General features: G+C 59.8%; 22 protein-coding genes. 16 read left to right on the top strand and 6 right to left on the bottom strand.

Going from position 1 to position 19,502, the window contains the following annotated elements:
• The first annotated feature begins 114 nt into the window (after positions 1–114).
• From DSM110093_RS12415 to DSM110093_RS12395, 5 genes are all read left to right on the top strand, one after another.
• Positions 115–582 carry a MucR family transcriptional regulator gene (locus DSM110093_RS12415; protein ID WP_243265375.1) on the top strand — a complete coding sequence of 156 codons (468 nt, stop codon included), beginning with the start codon at positions 115–117 and terminating at the stop codon, positions 580–582.
• A gap of 42 nt (positions 583–624) precedes the next feature.
• Positions 625–1,554, top strand: coding sequence for a flagellar motor protein MotB (locus tag DSM110093_RS12410; protein ID WP_243265374.1), 930 nt, complete (start codon positions 625–627; stop codon positions 1,552–1,554).
• A gap of 275 nt (positions 1,555–1,829) precedes the next feature.
• Positions 1,830–2,462: a hypothetical protein gene (locus tag DSM110093_RS12405; RefSeq protein WP_093928344.1), complete on the top strand. Its 633-nt coding sequence runs from the start codon at positions 1,830–1,832 to the stop codon at positions 2,460–2,462.
• A gap of 44 nt (positions 2,463–2,506) precedes the next feature.
• A complete protein-coding gene (locus DSM110093_RS12400; RefSeq protein WP_243265373.1) occupies positions 2,507–3,781 on the top strand; it encodes a flagellar hook-length control protein FliK in 1,275 nt (424 codons plus the stop codon).
• 11 nt (positions 3,782–3,792) lie between these two features.
• Positions 3,793–4,461, top strand: a complete 669-nt coding sequence (locus DSM110093_RS12395; RefSeq protein ID WP_093928346.1) for a flagellar hook capping FlgD N-terminal domain-containing protein — start codon at positions 3,793–3,795, stop codon at positions 4,459–4,461.
• An 18-nt stretch (positions 4,462–4,479) separates the two neighbouring features.
• On the opposite strand, the gene DSM110093_RS12390 is transcribed toward DSM110093_RS12395, so the two are convergent.
• The 5 genes from DSM110093_RS12390 to flgF form a co-directional block, all read right to left on the bottom strand.
• Complete coding sequence (locus DSM110093_RS12390) at positions 4,480–5,043, bottom strand: hypothetical protein (RefSeq protein WP_243265372.1); 564 nt, start codon at positions 5,041–5,043, stop codon at positions 4,480–4,482.
• 80 nt (positions 5,044–5,123) lie between these two features.
• The gene (locus DSM110093_RS12385; RefSeq protein ID WP_243265371.1) at positions 5,124–5,894 is read right to left on the bottom strand and encodes a flagellar basal body L-ring protein FlgH; all 771 of its coding nucleotides are present in this window, start codon (positions 5,892–5,894) and stop codon (positions 5,124–5,126) included.
• On the bottom strand, positions 5,891–6,550 hold the full coding sequence (gene flgA, locus DSM110093_RS12380; RefSeq protein WP_243265370.1) for a flagellar basal body P-ring formation chaperone FlgA: 660 nt from the start codon (positions 6,548–6,550) through the stop codon (positions 5,891–5,893). Before flgA ends, DSM110093_RS12385 begins: the two co-directional genes overlap by 4 nt.
• Positions 6,550–7,335, bottom strand: coding sequence for a flagellar basal-body rod protein FlgG (gene flgG / locus DSM110093_RS12375; protein ID WP_067938908.1), 786 nt, complete (start codon positions 7,333–7,335; stop codon positions 6,550–6,552). The genes flgA and flgG overlap by 1 nt, the downstream gene beginning before the upstream one ends.
• 33 nt (positions 7,336–7,368) lie before the next feature.
• The gene (flgF, locus tag DSM110093_RS12370) at positions 7,369–8,112 is read right to left on the bottom strand and encodes a flagellar basal-body rod protein FlgF (RefSeq protein ID WP_067629234.1); all 744 of its coding nucleotides are present in this window, start codon (positions 8,110–8,112) and stop codon (positions 7,369–7,371) included.
• A 99-nt stretch (positions 8,113–8,211) separates the two neighbouring features.
• On the opposite strand from flgF, the gene DSM110093_RS12365 reads away from it, so the two are divergent.
• The 11 genes from DSM110093_RS12365 (at position 8,212) to DSM110093_RS12315 (ending at position 18,439) form a co-directional block, all read left to right on the top strand.
• Positions 8,212–9,978: a hypothetical protein gene (locus DSM110093_RS12365; protein ID WP_243265369.1), complete on the top strand. Its 1,767-nt coding sequence runs from the start codon at positions 8,212–8,214 to the stop codon at positions 9,976–9,978.
• A 98-nt stretch (positions 9,979–10,076) separates the two neighbouring features.
• Positions 10,077–11,345 (top strand): flagellar hook protein FlgE, encoded by a 1,269-nt coding sequence (locus DSM110093_RS12360; protein WP_243265368.1) that lies wholly within the window; start codon positions 10,077–10,079, stop codon positions 11,343–11,345.
• A 12-nt stretch (positions 11,346–11,357) separates the two neighbouring features.
• On the top strand, positions 11,358–12,764 hold the full coding sequence (flgK, locus tag DSM110093_RS12355; RefSeq protein ID WP_243265367.1) for a flagellar hook-associated protein FlgK: 1,407 nt from the start codon (positions 11,358–11,360) through the stop codon (positions 12,762–12,764).
• A gap of 7 nt (positions 12,765–12,771) precedes the next feature.
• Complete coding sequence (locus tag DSM110093_RS12350; RefSeq protein WP_243265366.1) at positions 12,772–13,833, top strand: flagellin; 1,062 nt, start codon at positions 12,772–12,774, stop codon at positions 13,831–13,833.
• A 15-nt stretch (positions 13,834–13,848) separates the two neighbouring features.
• Positions 13,849–14,949, top strand: a complete 1,101-nt coding sequence (locus DSM110093_RS12345; protein WP_243265365.1) for a flagellar basal body P-ring protein FlgI — start codon at positions 13,849–13,851, stop codon at positions 14,947–14,949.
• A 9-nt stretch (positions 14,950–14,958) separates the two neighbouring features.
• On the top strand, positions 14,959–15,261 hold the full coding sequence (locus DSM110093_RS12340; RefSeq protein WP_243265364.1) for a rod-binding protein: 303 nt from the start codon (positions 14,959–14,961) through the stop codon (positions 15,259–15,261).
• Positions 15,258–15,635 (top strand): hypothetical protein, encoded by a 378-nt coding sequence (locus tag DSM110093_RS12335; protein WP_243265363.1) that lies wholly within the window; start codon positions 15,258–15,260, stop codon positions 15,633–15,635. The genes DSM110093_RS12340 and DSM110093_RS12335 overlap by 4 nt, the downstream gene beginning before the upstream one ends.
• 107 nt (positions 15,636–15,742) lie before the next feature.
• Positions 15,743–16,666 carry a flagellin gene (locus tag DSM110093_RS12330; protein ID WP_243265362.1) on the top strand — a complete coding sequence of 308 codons (924 nt, stop codon included), beginning with the start codon at positions 15,743–15,745 and terminating at the stop codon, positions 16,664–16,666.
• A gap of 105 nt (positions 16,667–16,771) precedes the next feature.
• Positions 16,772–17,176, top strand: coding sequence for a flagellar biosynthesis regulator FlaF (gene flaF, locus DSM110093_RS12325; protein ID WP_243265361.1), 405 nt, complete (start codon positions 16,772–16,774; stop codon positions 17,174–17,176).
• 1 nt (position 17,177) lies between these two features.
• Positions 17,178–17,603, top strand: coding sequence for a flagellar biosynthesis repressor FlbT (locus tag DSM110093_RS12320; RefSeq protein WP_243265360.1), 426 nt, complete (start codon positions 17,178–17,180; stop codon positions 17,601–17,603).
• Complete coding sequence (locus DSM110093_RS12315; protein ID WP_243265359.1) at positions 17,600–18,439, top strand: DUF1217 domain-containing protein; 840 nt, start codon at positions 17,600–17,602, stop codon at positions 18,437–18,439. Before DSM110093_RS12320 ends, DSM110093_RS12315 begins: the two co-directional genes overlap by 4 nt.
• 6 nt (positions 18,440–18,445) lie before the next feature.
• On the opposite strand, the gene DSM110093_RS12310 is transcribed toward DSM110093_RS12315, so the two are convergent.
• Positions 18,446–19,495: a flagellar motor switch protein FliG gene (locus DSM110093_RS12310; RefSeq protein ID WP_243265358.1), complete on the bottom strand. Its 1,050-nt coding sequence runs from the start codon at positions 19,493–19,495 to the stop codon at positions 18,446–18,448.
• Positions 19,496–19,502 lie beyond the last annotated feature (7 nt).

The raw sequence follows: 19,502 nt of genomic DNA, 5'->3' as shown, positions 1-19,502 counted from the left end.
ATAAGAATAAACGGCGGAGAGTGATTTATCTTTGCTGCACCACTTGCGAAGCCCTTGTTAGGCGTTTCGCGAACCTTGCAGAAGGCAAGATTAACTTAACAAGGAAGTTGCTCCATGCCTAATGTACCCCCCAAGCAAAACCTAAGCGATACCGCGATTGCGACGATCGTTTCTGGTTTCGCCACGCGCAGCGATGTGACGATCGACGACATTCTAACCTTGGTCGAACGTTTGCGCGCCGCCCCTGCCGACAGTGCTGCGACCGCTTTGGCCAATATCCCCGCCGCCGTTGCCCCCGTCGCGCCCAAAGCGCAGGGCATGACCGCCGCACCCGGCGAGCAGCCGATGACTGACGACACAATCTTTTGTCTGTGCTGCGGCAAAGGGTTCAAAATGCTTAAGCGTCACCTCGGTGCCGAACACGGCCTCACCGAAGCGGAATACCGCGTGATGTTCAATCTGGCGGCGGACACACCGCTGGTCGCGCCGAGCTATTCCAAACGCAAAGCCGAATACGCCAAACGCGCGGGTCTGGGCAAATACAGCCGCGACAAGTCGGACAACAACGCAGAGCTTTCCTGATCTGGCTATCGGCCCGATCTTGTGTAGTCGGGAGGCCCTGTAATGGCTGACAAAAAGAACGAATTGATCATCATCAAGCGCTACGAAGCGGAGGGCGGCCACGCCCACCACGGCGGCGGTTGGAAGGTGGCCTACGCGGATTTTATGACCGCAATGATGGCGTTCTTTTTGCTTTTGTGGATCCTCGCGGCATCGGACGAGGAAAAACTGCGCGGTCTGGCAAATTACTTTACGCCAACGGTCTCTGACGGCGGATCATCCTCGGATGCGGCGGCTGATTTGCGCCCGCTGATGGCCGCAGGCGTGATGACGGGCGCGGTCGACAATACTGGCAACGTGCAAAAACCAACCTTCGGTCGCGACAACCCAATGATGGTCTTTGACAGTCGCCTGCGCGACAAGCCGGCAGAAGTAGTCGTGGAATATGCAGATGCGCCAGAGCCTGCGGCAGCCGCTGATCCTGCCACGCTTGCCGCTCTCGAAGAGGCCGAGCGCCGTAAATCTGAGATTGACCGAATGGCCGAGGATATTGCCGAACGGATCACCTCAGACGGTACGCTCAGCGACTTGGCGCGCAATGTTCGGCTGGAGAAATCGAACGGTGCGTTGACAGTGCAGGTGCTGGATCAAGACGAGCGGTCGCTTTTTACGCGGGGCAGTGCGGATGTCACCCCAAAGACCCGCGAGCTGCTATTGGCGATTGGCGATGTGATCGCCGAGCAGAACCAGCCTGTCGAGATCATCGGCCATACTGACGCCGCTGCATTTGGCGCGAACAATGGCTACACGAACTGGGAGCTGTCCGCAGATCGTGCAAACGCCACGCGCCGCACCTTGATGGCCGCGGGCATCAACGGGGCGCGGTTCATGCGGGTCTCTGGCGTGGCAGACACGCAGCCAATCAACACAATCGACCCGCTGGCGCCAGAAAATCGTCGCATCTCAATTCGTCTGGTGTACCAAGCCGAATAGGCCCTTATTTTAGTTAAAATTAGGCGGTTTTGTGCCGAAGTCGACTGCAGGAAAAAGTGCGACATCCCTGCCGCTGATTCCCGAAAATGTGGCGCTGGCATGTAAAATTGTTGACGGTCAAGGTCTTGCGATCTAGACCTAAGGCAATAAACGAGCATCAGGCACCTAAAAAACTTTTAAAAATAGCCTGGAAAAACCATGGACAGAATGTCCTGAACGAGGCGGAAATGCAGGTAAACTCACTTATCGGTGGCATCTGGAAGGGTGCCTGCCACATGGATTCATCGGCCGATGGCCGCCATTTTAACATGCTGATCCGGGCGTTGATTCCGGTTCAGGCTTCGGTTTTCGAAATGCAGGATTGGGCCGGTCATCCGGTGGCAATGCCAGATTGCATCGAACCGATTCCAGGTATCTGCCTTGGCGATATTCTGGCCGAAGAGCTTGACGCAGATGTGCCTTACGGCTCGCTCGTCGTTATACGCAAAAGCGATAATTTCACCAATATTTCCCAAGCCGCCGGTGCGCTGGTGGGCGAAGTCTTGATCGGTATCATCGGGCGCGGACTGTTCCCCATGATGGACGAAGACAGCGTTCTGCATGCTTTGGGTCAGTCTTACTATCACGCGGCAGAGGCAGATGAGCTGCTCAAGCTGGGGCTTGAGCCTGCGGCCTTCCGCATGGGGCTGAGCACGGTTTTGGGCCAGTACTGGGGCCGTCCGGTCGACAGCCACACATTCTTTGCTGCCGATCAGGCCGATGGGGCAGAGCTTTCGCTGTTGGAGCTGACCGGGACAGAGAGACCCGTGACCCTCAACCAGTGGACGCTTAGGCTGAAATCCCTCGTCGAGACCCGCAGTGCGCGACGCTCGTTTGCTGATCGGCGCGGGAACGTGCGGATCTCCTGATCTTAATTCGAGAGTCTTCGGAATCCCAAGGTGGAGGACGTCAGATGATAGCTCAGCTTCAGGCAGTACCCGCGGCCTCCGGTGCGGTAGTTTCCGGGCAGCCCTCAAAAAAGGAGGCTGTCGAAGGCTTTGCCGCGTTGATGCAGGGCGTGGCCGGGCAAGAGGTGGCATCGCAGCAACAGCCTAAAGATGCGAAAGCCACCGCACCCGAAGTGGATGGCGCAACCGACGCGCTGCCTGAAGAGGCCGACCTTGAGACGGCTGAGGGGTTAATCGCCCTGATGGATCACACTGTTGCTGCACTTCAAGAGGGCAACAGTCACGTCACCCCCAAAGCCGCCCGCGCCGCCTTTGCCGAAGCTTTGGGAGAGGCCCCGACAGAGGAAGTTGGCGCGTTGGAAGCGGTTGCCAAACTCGAAGACCCCACCCTAGAGGCTGCGCTTGAAGAAAAGATCGCTGGCGCATTGCGCCTTCCCACGGCGAATAGCCAGCTTAGCGTCGCGTCTGCGGTGGTTCCGGCAGTTGGCCGCTTTACGATGGGCGCGACCCGTGATCAGCAAGCGCCGACCATTCTTATGGCTGGGGAAACGACGAAACAGGTAACAGCCGACCTGTCAGGGATGAGCGGCCCGCAAATGACGCGGCTTGACGCGACTGTTGCTGCGAATGTCGACGCGGCAGCAGAAATCGCAGATCCGCGGATCGCCGCCGCCGATCAATTCAGTGCCGCTGTCGATACAGCGAAAGCGGCTCAACCTGGCGTGAATACACCCGCCGCCGAGGTCGCCTTGCGTGAAGTTGCCGCTTTGACCGCGCCGCAGGCACCTCAACCAGAGGCGCTTCGCCTTAGTCCGCCGCAACCCATGCCGGCGCCCGTACCAAACCCCGCCGCCGCGCCGGAAGAGCAGTTGCGCCAGCACGTCAGTCAACAGATCCGCAGTCTAGATACAGGCGACAACAAGCTGCGCTTCTCGCTGTCACCCTATGGGATGGGCGAGATCGAGATTGAGGTCGTTCGGACTGAAACCGGTCGTATGCAAATCGCCATGACGACCGAAACTGCATCGGTTCTGAACCTGTTACGCCAAGACCGCGAGCAACTGCTTGATGCGCTGCAAGCGCGCGGCATCAGCGCAGAGAGTGCCGATCTTGATTTCCAGACCTTCGGCGAACGGGGCCGCGATGGCGGTCAGAACGCGGGCCCGGACCTTGCCCTGAATATGCCAGAAGCCGATGACGCGCAGGGCAGCGACGCCCAGCCGTTGGCCCAGACACCGACCCCGTCCATGATAGCTGGGCAGTTGGATATCCTCACCTGAAAGGCGAGACTATGATCGACGCGAGTATTGCAAGCACGATGACCAGCAGCGGCACCTCCGCTGCGGCGACCTCGGCCACCGAGCTTCAAGAAAGCTACAACAGCTTTCTGACCCTGCTGACGGCGCAAATCTCGAACCAAGACCCCCTGAACCCGGTGGATTCAACGCAGTTCGTTTCGCAGTTGGCGCAGTTAACGCAGGTAGAACAAAGCATTGCCACCAATGCGAGCCTTGAGCAGATCAGCACTATGCTATCCACCGTCGGGGCAATGTCTGACCTGCAATTGATCGGGCGCGATGTGCTGGTGCCGTCGTCCCAAGTGCGCATGACCGAGGATGATTTTCCGCTGAGCTATCAGTTGGATGCAGGCGCAGAGGATGTGACCATTCGCATCTATTCCGAAGACGGCACCCTTGTCCGCGAGATGCCCGGCGCCTCAACCGCCGAAGGCGAGGTGATCGACGTTGAATGGGATCGTCTTGATTCCGTCGGCCTGCCGGTGCCGCCTGATACGTTCCGGGTTGAAATTACGGCAAGTGATGCAAGCGGCAATGATGTCGGGGCAACGACACTGACCCGCGCCGAGGTGACGCGCGTGAACTTCACCGGGCAGGGGCCGGAGTTGGAATTGGATAACGGGGAGCAGGTGCTTTCTTATGTGGTGCGTTCGGTTCTCTGAACGGCCACGCGGCGCGGGTTAAAGCCGCGCCACATCCTGTTTGTAAAGCGATACGAACATGACGTCATCAACGCCCTGATGCTCTTTGCTGATCAGATCGCGCAGCAACTGCGACAGCGCTTCGCTGTCTATTGCCACACCGCGCAACACCGCGCTTTCGGCGGCAAGGTTCATCGCCTGAAGCAGTGAATCGCGCATCCGTGTCGCATCTTCGACGCGGCGGTAACGTTCGGCCAATTCCAGCGATCCCATCTTTAACGCGAAATCTGCCACGACATAAGACACGCTGTTGGTCTTCTCGACCGGGATGGTCATCTGGCCAAGGCGCACCACTGTGCGGTCCTTGGCCAGCTCATAGCTGTCCATCGGTTCTTGGTTCTCGCCATGCACGACCTCTGCGGCGTCCTCGCCGTGGCCGTCTTTAGCTTTCGACGCGGTATCTTCGGCCCCATGAGGGGTTTTTTCGTCAACCTCGGCCTCTGCCGCTTCGGCTGGGGCAGGGGCAAGGGCCAGACCGGCGCCATAGCCTGCACCCATGCAAAGCAAGGGAAGTGCTACGAATGCGATTGCTGCCTTTTTCATGTTCGACCTTTCCTGAGCTTTCGTCAGGTTTAACGGTCGATTGCGACGGCAATGGTCTCACTTTGTGACCAAGTCGCGAATTAATAGGGCAGGATCACATCCATCGCATCTTCGCCGTAACTGCGCTCTTGGGCGCGCGAAAGCGTGCCCCGGCCTCCATAGGCGATGCGGGCCTCGGCGATCTTGTCGTAGGAAATGGTGTTGTCATCGCGGATGTCGGCAGGGCGCACGATCCCAGCCATGCGCAGCTCGCGCAGTTCTTGATTCACCATGATTTCTTGGCGTCCCGCGACCACAAGCGTGCCGTTGGGCAACTTGTCGATGACCAAGGCGGCCACTTTGAGCTCGATCTGTTCGTTGCGCGTAATGGCACCAGAGCCGCTTGCTTCGGAGGCCGAGCCGATCTCGACGACATCGCCACTCGGCAGGTCGGCTGCGCTGATTCCGGGCAGAATTGCGGCAATTTTCGCGCCATAGCCAAAGAATGTCGGGAATCCGACTGAGCTTGCACCTTCGCGCTCGCGATCAGTCGAGTTGCGCAATTGCGCGCGGTCGTCGATTGAGATCACAACCGTGACGATATCACCGATATCATCGGCGCGTTGGTCAGCAAACAACGCCTCACTGCGGGCCGAGAAGAGCGAGGCCTTGGCGCTGCCGCGGCGTGGCGGCTCCATCGCGACGGCGGGCATCGGCACCTGTACGCGGGCCACCTCGGGGATGGTTTGGCCATCCACCACGATCGGTGAGGGCTGCGGGTCGCGGTCGAAGTGATCTGCGGTGTCGCAGGCGGTCAGGGCAAGGGCCGCGCCCAATATCAAGACAGAGGGGCGCGCGAAAGCGGTGGTCATCGAATGATCTCCACGGCCCCTTCGCCGGTGGCGATGCCGGTGACCGTTTTGTTGCTGACAAGGTTCACGATACGGATTTCCTGCCCCTCATGCGCGTCATCAAGCGCGCGCCCCGGAGAGGAGAGGGCCAAAAGCCCATCGCTGAAATAGATATCCACCCGCTCGCCCCGGTTGATGATCAGCGGCTGGATGATGGACTGGATCTGGATCGGGCGGCCCGGCGTCAAGACGCGGCGGACCTGCTTGCCGATGACCTCTTCCATATCCGTCATCACATAGGTGCCGATGCGGCCCACGGGCAGGCGCATGACGGTCAGGTCGTCTTCCATGATGATGTCATCGGGCAGCAGGCGCGTGACGGGGACGGGGACCGGCATGGTCACAAGGGCATAGCCGCCGATGCGCTGCACCTCGCCCGTCTCAAGCACCGCATTGGCCAGAAACTTGCCGCTGCGCGGGTCCATCCAGAACTCTGCCAGCGTCAACACGGCGTCAGCGGGGGCATCCTTGACGGTGATCTCGAACTCGCCGTCTTGCGGCAGGCTGTCGGCGTAATCGGTGCGCGCACGTTCCTCGACCAACACGCCGATGGGGGCCGACAGGGCAGGGCCTGTCAGCACCATCAGGCCGAGGAAGAGGGCGGCAAGCCGTTTCATTAGCGGATTTGGTTCGCAGCCGAGAGCATCTGGTCTGCGGTCTCGATTGATTTAGAGTTCATCTCGTAGGCGCGCTGCGCCGAGATCAGATCGGTGATCTGCTGTATGACATTCACGTTGGACGCCTCAAGATAGCCCTGACGGATCATCCCCGCGCCCGGATCGCCGGGGTTCACCACCTGCGCTTCGCCCGAGGCTTCGGTCGCCAGCAGGAAGTTGTTGCCCACCGGGCGCATCCCCGGCTCATTGACGAAGGTGGTCAGGCTGAACTGGCCCAGTTCCACCGGCACGGGATCGTTTTCGACATAGGCCATGACGACGCCCTGTTCGTTGATCTCAACCGCTGTGGTGTTTTCGGGGACGACCATGCCCGGCTCGACGCGGTAGCCCTGCATCGTGACGATCTCACCCTCCGGGGACAGTTGGAACGACCCGTCGCGGGTATAGGCGGTGCCGCCATCGGGCAGCGTGACCGAGAAATACCCGCGCCCGTCGATGGCGACATTCAACTGGTTCTCAGTGGCGACCATGCCGCCTTGAGTATTCAACCGCACGGTGCCTGCGGTCTGCACGCCCATGCCGATGTCGATGCCCACGGGGCGGGTCGATCCGGCCTCGGAAGTGACAGCGCCTTCGCGTTGCATGGATTGATAGATAAGATCCTGAAAGGCGGCGCGGCTGGCTTTGAACCCGGTGGTGTTCGCGTTGGCGATGTTGTTCGAGATCACATCGACATTGGTCTGCTGCGCCATCATGCCGGTTGCGGCGATGCTAAGTGCCTTCATTGTCTCGTTCCTTCCGTTTCACGGATGTCGGGGTCAGACCGCCTGCGCGATCCGTTTGAGCGAGTCGCGGCGCAGGTCGTCCGCATTGCCCATCATTGTATTGGTGCGCTCATAGGCGCGCTGCACGTCGATCAGCCGGGTCATCTCGCGCACCGGATTGACGTTGCTGAGCTCCAGCGTGCCTTGGCGCACCTGCACGGCTTCGGCCACGGCGGGATTGGCGGCACCCTCGGGGGCGACCAGCATGCCGCCGCCAAGGCGCTTGTAGCTTTGGATTTCTGGGATATTAAAAACGCCGATACGGCCCAGCGGGCCGGTCTCACTGCCCGAAATCGTGCCGTCTTCGGAAATGTTGATGTCGCCCAGGCCCGCGGGTGGCAGTTGGATCGGCGCACCGCCCGCGTCGAGCACTTTTGCCCCCGACAACAGGGTCAGATTGCCCTCTGGGTCGAGGACAAAGCTGCCGTCGCGGCCAAATGCTTGTTGCCCGTCGGCGGTTTGATAGCTGAACCACCCCTCGCCATGCAGCGCTACGTCCAGCGGGTTGCCGGTCTGCGACAGCGCGCCGGGGCGGGTGTCGATGTAAGAGCCCGTGTCGCTGACGAAAGCCGCCTGATCGTCGCCAAGCGCGGTGTTGTCCTGCAACAGCGCCTCAAAGACCACATGCTCGCCCTTATAGCCTGCGGTGCTGGCGTTGGCGATGTTGTTGGCGGTGATGTCGAGTTGGCGCTGAAGGGAAGTCGCCAGCGACATGCTGATATGGCTGGTTTCCGTCATGGCGGGCCTCAGTTTGGGCAAGGATGGCGTGACTTTATTGAAGGTCAGTGTGAAATAAAGAATGGATCTTTACAAGAATAAAGTGCATCTATTCATAGAATGAAGCATCTGCACAACATTGTCCTTGGTCTCTCTTTGATCTTGGCCGCGCCTGTGGCGGGGGAGGAGGGTGCTATCTTTGCACCTCTGTCCTTGGTGGAACATGGACAAGAGGATTTCCTTGCCGCCCGTGAAGCGCTGATGATGCAACTTCTGGCAGCAACCGATCCGGAGGATCCCAAGCGGGCAGCGGCGCTGCTGGACCTTTCGGAACTGCACCTTGCATGGATGATGCGCCCTGAGGCGGCAGGCTTTCTGGCGGCGCTCGACGGCGAGACCCTCAATGATGACGCTGCGCGGCGACACCGAACATTGACCCTCACGCTGGCCTTGCTGGAGGATGACGCAGGCGATGGCGGCGATCTGGGGCAGGCGGTGTCGTGGTCCGTGGGTTGGGCCGAAGGGCAGGCGCTTCGGGCAGCGGCTTTCGCCCGCTTGGGGGCTATAGATGAGGCGGCCCGTTTGATGCCGCGCACAGTCGAGAGCCTTGGCGCGCTATCGCCCGCCATCCAAGCTGCCGTTTTGCCGGACCTGCTAGAGGCAGCCTTAGCGGCGGAGGAGTGGGACGTGGCGCAGGCCTTGGCCGCGCAGTTTCCCAAACACGCTGAGTTGCGCGATGGTCCCGCCTATCGGTTCTTGCTCGCCCGTGCGTCAGAGGTTTCTGGTGATTTCCTGATGGCCTTTGAAGGTTATGTCCAAGCTGCACAGGGCCGTGACGCCTATGCGCAGCGGGCGCGGTTGGCCTTGATCCGAATGGGGCGCGAAACCGATGCCCTGCCGCTAGAGGATGCGCTGTCACTGCTGAAGACTGCGCGGTGGATGTGGAGCGGTGATGCGCTAGCCCGTGATGCTACGACGCTGTTGGCGGACATCGCCGCAGAGCAAGGTGAAACGGATACCGCCTTGTGGGCCTTGCATAATTTGCAGCGCGACGCCTCTGAAGCGGAGGCAGAGGCGCTGCTGATACGCGCCCGCGATATCTATGGCGCGTTCTATGCAGCGGGGGCGGCGGGTGAGATCGACCTTGGCACTTTCCTAGAAGGCCATGCCCGCATCAGCGCGCGCTGGCGCTTTGATCCGGGCTTTGTCGGGTATGCCGTCGCCGTGCCGCAGCGTTTGCTGGACATGGGCATGACGGCCCTTGCCGCGCGTGAATTCCGAAGCCTGCGTGAGATGGCCGAAGCGTTGGAAAGTGTGGGGACGAAAGCGCCTGATGCGGCACTGATGGTTCAATTACACCGGGGCGAAGCGCGCGCGCTTTTGGCCGGTGGGCAGGCTGATGCCGCCGTGGACCTGCTCAGTGGCTATGCTGACGATCAGGGTGCCGAAGCCGAAGCGCTTTTGGTGGAGGCTTTGGCGCAGGCGGGCCGCTCGGATGAGCTGGCAGCTCTGCGTCTGCGTGCCCAAGATATGGACCTGCGCCGCAGCCGTGCCGTTGCCCTTTATGAGACCGGGAAGTGGGGCTCTGCCCGACAGGCGTTCCTTGAGATGTGGGAGGCGCATCCCCAGCAATTCGCCTTTGCCGACGCCACCCGGCTTACGCTTGCAGCCTATCAGGCCGGCGACAGTGAGACCGTCGCACGGGCAGCCACGGCATTCCCATCGCTCGCCGAATTGCCCGGTTGGGCCGAGATCGCCACCGGGCTTGGCGCGCGCCCTACGGAGGAGGGGCCGCTGGGATCAGACGTGATGCGGCTGAGCATGGAAAGCGCGGACCGTATCCTTGATGCCGTGACAAAAGTTACGGATGTCAAGGAAAGTCAGTGACATAAATATCAAATGCAAATTTTATTCTTGCGTTGACCATGAAGAATCGGCTTTCTCATGTATAAGCCAAGAATAACAAGAACGAGCAGGATCAAGTCATGAGCATTACAAGCGCCCTTCAAATCGGGGTCAGCGGGTTGCAGGCCAACTCCTCCCGCGTCCAGAACATCTCTAGCAACATCGCCAACGCCAATACGGTCGGCTACCGGCGGACCTTCTCGGAGTTTGTGACCCAGAATACCGGGTCGACCCAAGCGGGTGTGTTGACGGATGTACGGGCCAACATCTCCACCAATGGCAATATCATGGGCACCAGCAGCACCACTGATTTGGCGGTACAGGGTGAAGGCTTCTTTGTCGTGTCGCGTAATGCCAATGATCCTGTTGAATCCAATTATTATCTGACCCGCGCTGGTTCTTTCACCCCGGATCAGAACGGCAACCTACGCAACTCTGCCGGCTATTTCCTTTCGGGTTTTCCTACCGATGCGGCAGGGGCCACTGGTAGTGTTAGCAGCACCAGCTACAACGATCTAAGCACCGTGAATATCGCGAGCTATCAGGTGCAGGGCACGCCCAGTTCGCGCGTGGGCGTGTCGGCGAATGTGCCCGCCCAAGAAACCGGCCCCGGCACCACTGGCACGGCCTTTGAATCCACGCTGCGCTACGTCAACCAATTGGGCGGCAGCGATGCGTTGACCCTGTCGTGGACACCGGGTGCGGTTGATAACGAATGGACAGTCAGCATCACCGACGAAGCGGGCACAAACTATGGCGATGCGACGGTAAACTTCACCGACAGCGGCGCGGGTGCGGGCAGCCCCGCAAGCTATACCCCCGGCAGCCTGCCAATCGACCCTGCGACGGGCGTTGTTACACTGTCGATCACCAATGGCGGCACGCCGCAGGACTTGGAAATCGACTTTGGCGCGCCCGGAACATTCGGCGGGATGACCCAGTTTTCGGGCGATTACACGCCCCCGGCCTTTACCGATGACGGGACCGAAACCGGCAGCCTAGAGCGGGCTGAAATGAGCGATTCCGGCATTCTTTTCGGGGTCTTCGACAATGGTCAGCGTCGTGCGCTTTTCCAGGTGCCGCTCGCCAATGTGGCCAACCCTGATCAGATGCAATCGATCGACGGGAACGCCTATGTCGCCACCCGCGATTCCGGTGCGGTGAGCCTCGGCAATCCGATGCTGAACGGCTTGGGCAGCATCAACAGCAATGCACTGGAAGGCTCCAACGTGGATATCGCGCAGGAACTGACCGATCTAATCCAGACCCAACGGGCCTATTCCTCAAGCGCCAAGATCATCACCACCAGCGACGAAATGCTGAGTGAAACGCTGAATATTAAGCGCTAATCCGGTACATGAATGAGCATCTCATCTGCCTTTAACATTGCCCGCAGCGGTCTAAGCACGACAGAAGGTCGAGCTAACCTTGTTGCGGGCAATATCGCAAACGCTCAGACCGAAGGGTATGCACGGCGCGAAGCCGTGCAGGTGACCGGGAATAATTCGGTTGATCTGCGCGTGGCACGGCAGGTGGATGAGAATTTGGCGGGGATGTCGCGCGGCGCTTCGGCGCAGATGGGTGCGGCCTCCGTAACCTCAGAGGTGCTTGGCAGTTACCTGCTCACCTTGGGCGAGCCGGGCGATGAGGTCTCTCCCGCCGCGCGGCTGGCTGAGTTTCAGGCGGGGCTAGACCTGTTGGCGAACAACCCATCGGATCCTGCCGCGCAAAATGACCTTCTGTCGCGCAGTGAAACATTGGTGAACAGCATCAATCAGGCCGCCGTTGCGCTTGAAGCCAGCCGCGTACAGGCCGGGGACAGTTTCGTGCTGGGTGTCTCCGAAGTGAATGGGGCGCTGGCCGATATCGCTCAGTTGAACGAACGCCTGCGTCTGGCTGGGGCTGACGGAACCGGCACAGCCGGGTTGATGGACGAGATGAACCGCCGCCTTGATGCCTTGGGCAGCCAGATGGATTTTCAAAGCCGTTGGGAAGCTGATGGATCGCTGACGTTACACACCACGGGTGGCACAGAATTGGTGCATGGCGACACTGCCGTTAAGCTATCTGTCAACCGCGAAACCGGCGCGCTGATGGCCGGGACAATCGACATCACTCCGCGAAGCGCCACGGCGCGGGGGTCCGATAGCGGGCGTCTTGCGGGTCTAAGCGGTTTGATCGCGGATGATCTGCCCAAGATGAAGCTGCAACTGGATGAATTCGCCCGCGGGCTGGTGCAGAGCTTTGAGGCCGCCGATGCCTCTCTCGGGGCAGGGCAGCCGGGGCTTTTCACGGATGCGGGCGGCGCATTTGATCCGGCACAGCTGGACGGGCTTGCAGGGCGACTTTCGATCAACAGCAGCGTGCAGCCCGATAAAGGCGGCGCGCTTTGGCGTCTGCGCGACGGCGCCGGGGCCGCCACCCAAGGAGAGCCGGGCGACACGACCCAACTGAACGCTTTTGTCGATGTTCTTGAGACCGGTTTGACCTTTGACGCCGCGACAGGGCTCAGCACCACCGCGCGTCTGGGCGATTTCGCCGCTGATATGGTGAGCCAGCAGAACGTGCTGCGCGTCGGGGCTGACGCGCAAGCCGAAACCGCGCGTGTGCGGCTTGTTACCTTTGAGGACAATCGCAGCAGTATTGAGGGCGTCAACGTCGATACCGAACTGCAAAAGCTTTTGGAAATCGAACAGGCATACGGCGCGAATTCGCAAGTGCTGAGCAGCCTGAGTGACATGCTCGATACCCTTTTGGCCAGCGTGTGAGGATAAGATGACCGAGATTTCCCGCACCGTTTCCACCGCTCTGCAAAGCCTGCGCCAGCGCGAACAGACCAGCCGTCTCGCTGCCGAGATCTCGGATGTGTCCAAAGAGGTCACTACCGGGCTCAAGGCCAACCCCTATGACGATCTGGGCCATCGCTCTGCCGATGCCATCGCCATCCGGATGCAGATTACCCGAAACGACGGTTTCCTGACCTCCAATGCGCTTTTGGATCGCCGTTTTCTCGCTGTCGAAACATCGCTCGGGGCGATGCGCGACGTGGGGCAGGATGTGCTTGAGCAGGCCTTCACCACCGACAGCGCTGGCGGGCTTTCTACGACCTATCTGTCGCAGGCGGCGCGTACGGCGCTTGACCGCGTGTTGGAACGTGCGGCGGTCAGCGACAGTTCCGGTTTCCTGATGTCCGGCACCCGCAGTGACGCAAACCCGCTGCAAGCGTGGGACGTTCAGAACCCCAATAGCGGTGTTTCCCCGGCTGACGCAGTGACAAATGTGATCGGCGGCGTGCCCACAACGCTGGCGGATGTGCAAACAGCGATCGACGGGCTGAAAGCGGCCTTTAGCGATACCGCTGCCGATCCGGCGAACAATTTTGAAAACACCTTTTACAACGGCGCACCAACGGGCAATCCCCCGCTGACTTCGCGCACCTCTGAAACGCAAACCCTGACCCAAACCGCCCAAGCCAATGATCCCGCGATCCGTGATCTGATGCGCGGTCTGGCCATGCTGAGCACGGTTAACCCCAGCGATATCCCCGACGACGCCGCCCGCGAGGCGTGGCTGACCGAAGCCCGCAGCGCCATCGGTGCGGGGCTGGAAGGGCTGACCGATCTGGAAACCCAGACTGGCCTCAAGCGTGCGCAACTGGCCGATACGATCTCGGCCCAAGAAAGCCGGGCGCTGTTTTTGGATGGGGAGGTGATGAACCTTGAGGGTGTCGATCAATATGACGCAGCCACCCGTCTGACCCAATTGCAGAACCAACTCGACTCCAGCTTTGCCGTCACCGCGCGGCTCTCGCGCCTGTCTTTCTTGAACTACCTATAACCGGAACCGCCGCCCATGAACGCCCTGTTTAAATTCCTGCTGATCGGCCTCACCTTCGCGCTTGCCGCGCCGGCGGCTGCACAGGTGCGGATCAAGGATATCGTCACGGTCGAGGGCGTGCGGTCGAACCAATTGGTCGGCTATGGGCTGGTTGTGGGGCTTAACGGCACGGGCGACAGCCTGCGCAACGCGCCTTTCACCGAACGCGCGATTGAGGGCATGTTGGAGCGGCTCGGCATCGGCAACCTGACCGAAGACCAGATGCGCACGGCGAATACTGCCGCGGTCATGGTCACCGCGTCCCTGCCGCCTTTCGCGCGGATGGGCAGCACCATTGATGTTGTCGTGTCCTCCTTGGGCGATGCGTCTTCGCTGCGCGGCGGCACGCTGATCGTCACGCCGCTGACCGCCGCCGATGGTGAGATTTACGCCGTCGCTCAAGGCCCGATTGCTGTCGCCGGTTTCGCCGCCCAAGGGCTTAACGCCTCCATCGTCGAAGGCGTGCCAACGGGCGCGCGGATCGACAACGGCGCCATCGTCGAGCGTGAGGTCGACTTTGATTTCAGCGAGATGACCAGCATCAAACTCGCGCTGCGCAACGCAGATTTCGTCACCGCGCAACGGGTCGAGGCGGCCATCAACCAAGCCATGGGCCCGGTCGCCACCGCCATCGATTCGCGTACCATCACCGTATCCGCCTATGGCAAAGGATCGTTGATGGAGACGATGGCCCTGATCGAGCCGCTGCAAGTGCAGCCCGATCAAGTCGCCAAAGTGGTGATCGACGCGCGCTCTGGCACCATCGTCATCGGCGCGAATGTCCGCATCGACCGCGTCGCGGTCAGCCAAGGTGGCCTGACCGTCACCGTCCGCGATGATTTCAATGTCAGCCAACCTGAATCGCTGTCGATTGGCGGGACCACCGTGGTGGTGCCAAATTCTTCGGTCGGCGTCGAAGAGAAAGACGCGAAATTCGCCGTCATCGACGGGTCGGTCAGCCTGCAACGGCTCGTCGACGGGCTGAACGCCATCGGCGTCGGCGCGACCGAGACGATTTCAATCCTTCAAGCCATCAAGGCGGCGGGCGCTCTGCATGCCGACCTTGAGATCATCTAGGGGCAGGTCATGGAATTCGCATCTTTCCCAATCCCCGTCCCGACCCCGGCAGCGAAGCCTGCAGTGACACAGGCCGATGCCGTCACCGCCGAAAAAGCGCAGGAGTTCGAGGCCATGTTCCTCGGCCAGATGGTCGATGAAATGCTCTCGACCGTGGACATCGGAAGCTTCGGCGGTGGCCATGCCGAAGAGACTTGGCGCAGCTTTCTGTCCAACGCGATTGGCGAAAGCATCGCCGAGCAGAACAGCACCGGAATCGCCCGCAGTATCGAGACGGCGATGCAGCGCTATCAAACGGGGGCAGACCGATGAGCGATCCGCGCAAAGCACTCGCCGCCGTTGACGCATTGGGCAATCTGCTGCGCCGCGAAATCGCCGCAGTCGAGGGCGGGGCGTTCAATCAATTGGTCGAATTCGCCAGCGAAAAGGCCCGACTCACCGCCGTGCTGGAAGAGCAACTCAGCCACGATCCCGAGGCGGTCAGCAAAGATAAACTGCGCGATCTAAAAGTTCTGATTGCGCGCGATCATCACCACCTGCAATTGGCCCGCCAAGCCACGTCAGACATGATCAAAGAGGTTTCCCAAATCCGGGAAAAGCACAGCATTGCAGGCATTTACGGCCGAAGCGGTGCTAAACGTGACAACCGCGCAACACTGATGGCAACCGTGGACAAAAGTTTCTGAATTGCCTCAATGTTGCCAGTTTTTCGCGTAAAAACGTAATCAAGCGGGTTCGCCCCGCAGTTGTCAGAAAGACGACATAACGAACTAGAATAGTCTGGAATAAGAATATGTCTTCGATCAACACAAACACATCCGCAATGAACGCTCTCGCAACTCTGCGGAATGTGAACTCGAACCTGAACCAAACGCAGGACCGTATCTCGACCGGTCTTAAAGTATCTTCCGGAAAGGATAACGCAGCTTACTTCGCGATTTCCGAGACCATGAAGGGCGACAGCAGCATGAATAAGTCAATTAACGAAGGATTGACTCTTACTAAGAACTCGGTTGCTACAGCCCGTGTCGGTGCCGAAAGCTTCCAGGAACTTGCACAGACTTTCCAAGAACGAGTCGCTTTTGCGCAGGGCGCGAAAGGCGGTTACGAGGAGGTCGAAAAGGAACTAGGAGAGCTGGTTAAGCAGATGACTGCGACGGTGTCTCAAGCGACTTTTAACGGTGACGACATGGTCGGTGCAGGCACAGCCACTACAGGCGTGACCGCCTCAGCGATTGATGGTGCTACCGGCGTTGTGACCGCAACACCAGCAACTACAGAGACGCGCAACGTTGTAACTGGTGTTTCACGCGCGGGTGCTGCATTCGCAGCGACAACTATGACGATCGACACCGTTGACCTCTCTGCCGCATTGGCTGACTTTACCGCTATCGCGACCAGTTTTAATACCAACGCGTCTGCGGGCACCGGAGAAGCCTACCTTAAAGGTGCATTGGCTTCTGCTGAAGCAGGCGTGGTTCGGGCTACGACCGCAGCGACAGATCTGGGTCTTGCAGAAAAATCACTCGAAACCCAGCAGGAGTTCCTAACCAAGCTCTCCGATAACCTCGACTCCGGCGTTGGCGCCATGGTTGACGCCAATATGGAAGAAGAAGCCGCCCGTCTTCAGGCGCTTCAGGTTCAGCAGCAGCTGGCATCGCAGTCCCTGTCGATCGCCAACCAGGCACCGCAGAACATCCTGAGCCTGTTCCAGTAAGGAATAGGGTTTTCGGGGCCAAAGCTTAGTGCCTTGGCCCCGGTCCAACCGCCTCAGAATTTGCGGTTGGCAGGCAGCAAACTATAAAAACAAGGAAGAATTCCTATGGGGCTGGCAGCATACAAACGAACAATTCGCCAAAGCGAAACCCCGCGGCAGATCGAGCGCCGCATTCTAAGCCGCGTCACACATGACCTTGCCGATAAGGGCCAAGGCTTTGATGCGACCGAGAGCAAGAGTGAGCGGTTGAACATCCTCGCCTCCGGTCTGCGCGACGCAATTTACGAAAACCAACGGTTTTGGTCGGCCCTGCGCTTTGACCTAGCGGAGCCGGAAAACAAGATGCCCGACGGGCTGAAAGCGTCGCTCATTTCCATCGCGCTTTGGGTGGACCGTCACAGCACCGCGCTGATGGCAGGCGAGGGGCGTCTGGCGGGTCTTGTTGAGATCAATGGCAACATTGCCGCAGGTTTGGCCGGGCAGGCCGCGCCGCAGATGCAGGAGGTGTAAGATGCTGAAACTCACTCTTCGCCCCCGTGAACGTGTGGTCGTGAACGGCTGCGTCATCCGCAACGGCGACCGCCGTCAGGCGCTGACGGTCGAGAACCGCGCTGACATCGTGCGTGAATCTGATCTGCTGAAGCCGGATGCGGAATCCACGCCCGTCTCCAAGGTCTATTTCTTGGTGCAAACGGCGCTGATCCGTCCCGACACCCGCGATCAGATTATGCCGATGATCCAACAGGGCTTGGCCGATCTGGCCTGTTGCTTTGGCGCAGAAATGCGCAGCCGGATCATGGAAGCGGCGAACTTCGTCTCGATGGCCGATTTCTACAAAGCCATGAGCGAACTGCGCGCGGTCCTGAAATATGAGACCGAGCTGATGCAGCTGCGCCCCGTGGCCCCGACATCAAGCCATGAGGCCGCGCACGCATGATCTCGCTGGGCGGCATGAGCACGCAGGTGGCGGTCAAACTGTTTGACGCAACGCGCGACAAACAGCTCGACCTTGCCGCCAGCAATGCCCTGAACGCCCGGCAGATCGAAGCCTTTGAAGAGCGTATCGGCAGCATCTCTTCCCCTCAGGAACTGATTGCCGATACCGAAGTCTATACTTTCGTGATGCGAGCCTTTGACCTTGAAGACCAGATTTTCGGCAAAGCGCTGATCCGCAAAGCGCTGGAAAGCGACATCAGCGACAGTGATGCACTGGTGAACCGCCTGAGCGACCCCAAAATTCGCGAGATGTATGAAACTTTGGGTTTTGCCCCAGAGGGCGGCCCAAGCGCGAACCTTGATAAGGTTGACTGGCAGTCTGAAATGGTTGACCGGTTCAAAGAGCGGTTCGTGCTGAACACTGCGGGCGAAGACAATGAAGGCGCACGGATCGCGCTGGAATTCAAATCCAAAGCTTCCGAGATCGATACATGGCTCGACGTGCTAAAGGACGAAGACCTTGGCACATTCATGCGCCGCGCACTTGGTCTGCCGGATGAGCTGATCCAAGTTGATCTCGACCGCCAGATCGCGCTCTTCGAGCAGAAATTCGACATTGAAAAGCTGCAAGACCCGGCAGAGGTCGACAAGCTCGTCTCGCGGTTCTCGGCGATTTATGATGCTGTTGAGGGTGTTTCGTCCTTGTCGAGCACGGTGTTGACTCTGATGGAGGGCGCCGTGTCCATTGGGCAGGGCAGCACCTTTACCGCCATCACCATCGACATCCCCACGATAACCGGCGGCGGCAGCTATAGCGCCTATAACGCCTACCGCTGATCCGCCCTATTCGATGAATTCGTCGTCATCGGCTGCCGAGGGCAGTTCGATCACGCCTTCATCAGCAAGGCTCTTGGCATATTCCACCATAGCGGCCTGTGCGGCGCGCACATCGCGGCCCCGGACAGGGCCGGTGGCGGCCATTTCGTCCTTCAGCATCTGACGCGAGCGTTGCGGTAGGCATTCCATCAGGTGATCGCGCTGCTCTTTCTTGGCCCCGCGCATCGCCATCGGCAGGGTCGCCCCGTCCAGCCCGCGCATCACCTGCGCCAGATCTTGCATCGGCAGTTTGAACAGGTCGTCAAAGACGAACATGCGCTGTTTGATGGCTTGGAAGGCGTCGGGGATACGCGAATCCAGCGCACCAGAGAGTTCTTCGAAGGCCTGCACATCCAATTGGTTGAACAGGTCCGCCATACGTTGATGGGTCTCGACTGAGTTGGTGTGCATCGCGTTCGACAGGATGTCTTGCTTCAAGGTCTCCTCGATCTGCTGCATCATATGCAATGGCACGGCCTCCATCGCGATCATACGCTCGGCGATGTCTTGCATCCGCTCAGGGCCGAGCAGCGGCAGCACTTTGGCGGCCACGCTGGTGTCGACGTTGTTCAGGATCGCCGCTGCGGTCTGATCATGCTCGCCCTTGAGATAATTGGCGATCACCGTCTCATCCAATGCGCCAAAGCCGCGCCACATGGCGCTTTCGCGCTCGCTGTTCTTGAGCCCGGCCATGATGCTGGTCACCTGCTCTTCGGGCATGAATTTGCGCAGCATGGATTCTGCCGTCGACAGTGACCCCACGACCGACCCGGTGCCGCTGACGACCTTTTGGGTGAACTCTCTAAGCACATGTTCCACCACCTCTGCCGGGATCGGACCAAGGCGGCTCATGGCGCTGGTGATGCGCTCAATCTCGGCGGTGCCGAGCTTTTGCATGAGTTCCGAACCGGTCTGCTCTCCGAGGCACAGAAAGGTGATGGCGGCCTTGGTGGGACCGTTCAGATCCTCCACCGTGATGGGCTTTCTGCGGGTTTTGGAAAGGGCATTGGTCGACATGGATAAA

It is taken from the genome of Sulfitobacter sp. DSM 110093 (assembly GCF_022788715.1).
Lineage (GTDB): Bacteria > Pseudomonadota > Alphaproteobacteria > Rhodobacterales > Rhodobacteraceae > Sulfitobacter.
Note: the sequence above shows the minus strand (reverse complement) of the source record. Positions and strands in the feature narration are given on the sequence as shown.

Bases quoted from the DNA above. Each gene is read 5' to 3' on its own strand.
- DSM110093_RS12415 (WP_243265375.1), top strand. From the start codon at position 115: ATGCCTAATGTACCCCCCAAGCAAAACCTAAGCGATACCGCGATTGCG.
- DSM110093_RS12410 (WP_243265374.1), top strand. From the start codon at position 625: ATGGCTGACAAAAAGAACGAATTGATCATCATCAAGCGCTACGAAGCG.
- DSM110093_RS12405 (WP_093928344.1), top strand. From the start codon at position 1,830: ATGGATTCATCGGCCGATGGCCGCCATTTTAACATGCTGATCCGGGCG.
- DSM110093_RS12400 (WP_243265373.1), top strand. From the start codon at position 2,507: ATGATAGCTCAGCTTCAGGCAGTACCCGCGGCCTCCGGTGCGGTAGTT.
- DSM110093_RS12395 (WP_093928346.1), top strand. From the start codon at position 3,793: ATGATCGACGCGAGTATTGCAAGCACGATGACCAGCAGCGGCACCTCC.
- DSM110093_RS12390 (WP_243265372.1), bottom strand. From the start codon at position 5,043: ATGAAAAAGGCAGCAATCGCATTCGTAGCACTTCCCTTGCTTTGCATG.
- DSM110093_RS12385 (WP_243265371.1), bottom strand. From the start codon at position 5,894: ATGACCACCGCTTTCGCGCGCCCCTCTGTCTTGATATTGGGCGCGGCC.
- flgA (WP_243265370.1), bottom strand. From the start codon at position 6,550: ATGAAACGGCTTGCCGCCCTCTTCCTCGGCCTGATGGTGCTGACAGGC.
- flgG (WP_067938908.1), bottom strand. From the start codon at position 7,335: ATGAAGGCACTTAGCATCGCCGCAACCGGCATGATGGCGCAGCAGACC.
- flgF (WP_067629234.1), bottom strand. From the start codon at position 8,112: ATGACGGAAACCAGCCATATCAGCATGTCGCTGGCGACTTCCCTTCAG.
- DSM110093_RS12365 (WP_243265369.1), top strand. From the start codon at position 8,212: ATGAAGCATCTGCACAACATTGTCCTTGGTCTCTCTTTGATCTTGGCC.
- DSM110093_RS12360 (WP_243265368.1), top strand. From the start codon at position 10,077: ATGAGCATTACAAGCGCCCTTCAAATCGGGGTCAGCGGGTTGCAGGCC.
- flgK (WP_243265367.1), top strand. From the start codon at position 11,358: ATGAGCATCTCATCTGCCTTTAACATTGCCCGCAGCGGTCTAAGCACG.
- DSM110093_RS12350 (WP_243265366.1), top strand. From the start codon at position 12,772: ATGACCGAGATTTCCCGCACCGTTTCCACCGCTCTGCAAAGCCTGCGC.
- DSM110093_RS12345 (WP_243265365.1), top strand. From the start codon at position 13,849: ATGAACGCCCTGTTTAAATTCCTGCTGATCGGCCTCACCTTCGCGCTT.
- DSM110093_RS12340 (WP_243265364.1), top strand. From the start codon at position 14,959: ATGGAATTCGCATCTTTCCCAATCCCCGTCCCGACCCCGGCAGCGAAG.
- DSM110093_RS12335 (WP_243265363.1), top strand. From the start codon at position 15,258: ATGAGCGATCCGCGCAAAGCACTCGCCGCCGTTGACGCATTGGGCAAT.
- DSM110093_RS12330 (WP_243265362.1), top strand. From the start codon at position 15,743: ATGTCTTCGATCAACACAAACACATCCGCAATGAACGCTCTCGCAACT.
- flaF (WP_243265361.1), top strand. From the start codon at position 16,772: ATGGGGCTGGCAGCATACAAACGAACAATTCGCCAAAGCGAAACCCCG.
- DSM110093_RS12320 (WP_243265360.1), top strand. From the start codon at position 17,178: ATGCTGAAACTCACTCTTCGCCCCCGTGAACGTGTGGTCGTGAACGGC.
- DSM110093_RS12315 (WP_243265359.1), top strand. From the start codon at position 17,600: ATGATCTCGCTGGGCGGCATGAGCACGCAGGTGGCGGTCAAACTGTTT.
- DSM110093_RS12310 (WP_243265358.1), bottom strand. From the start codon at position 19,495: ATGTCGACCAATGCCCTTTCCAAAACCCGCAGAAAGCCCATCACGGTG.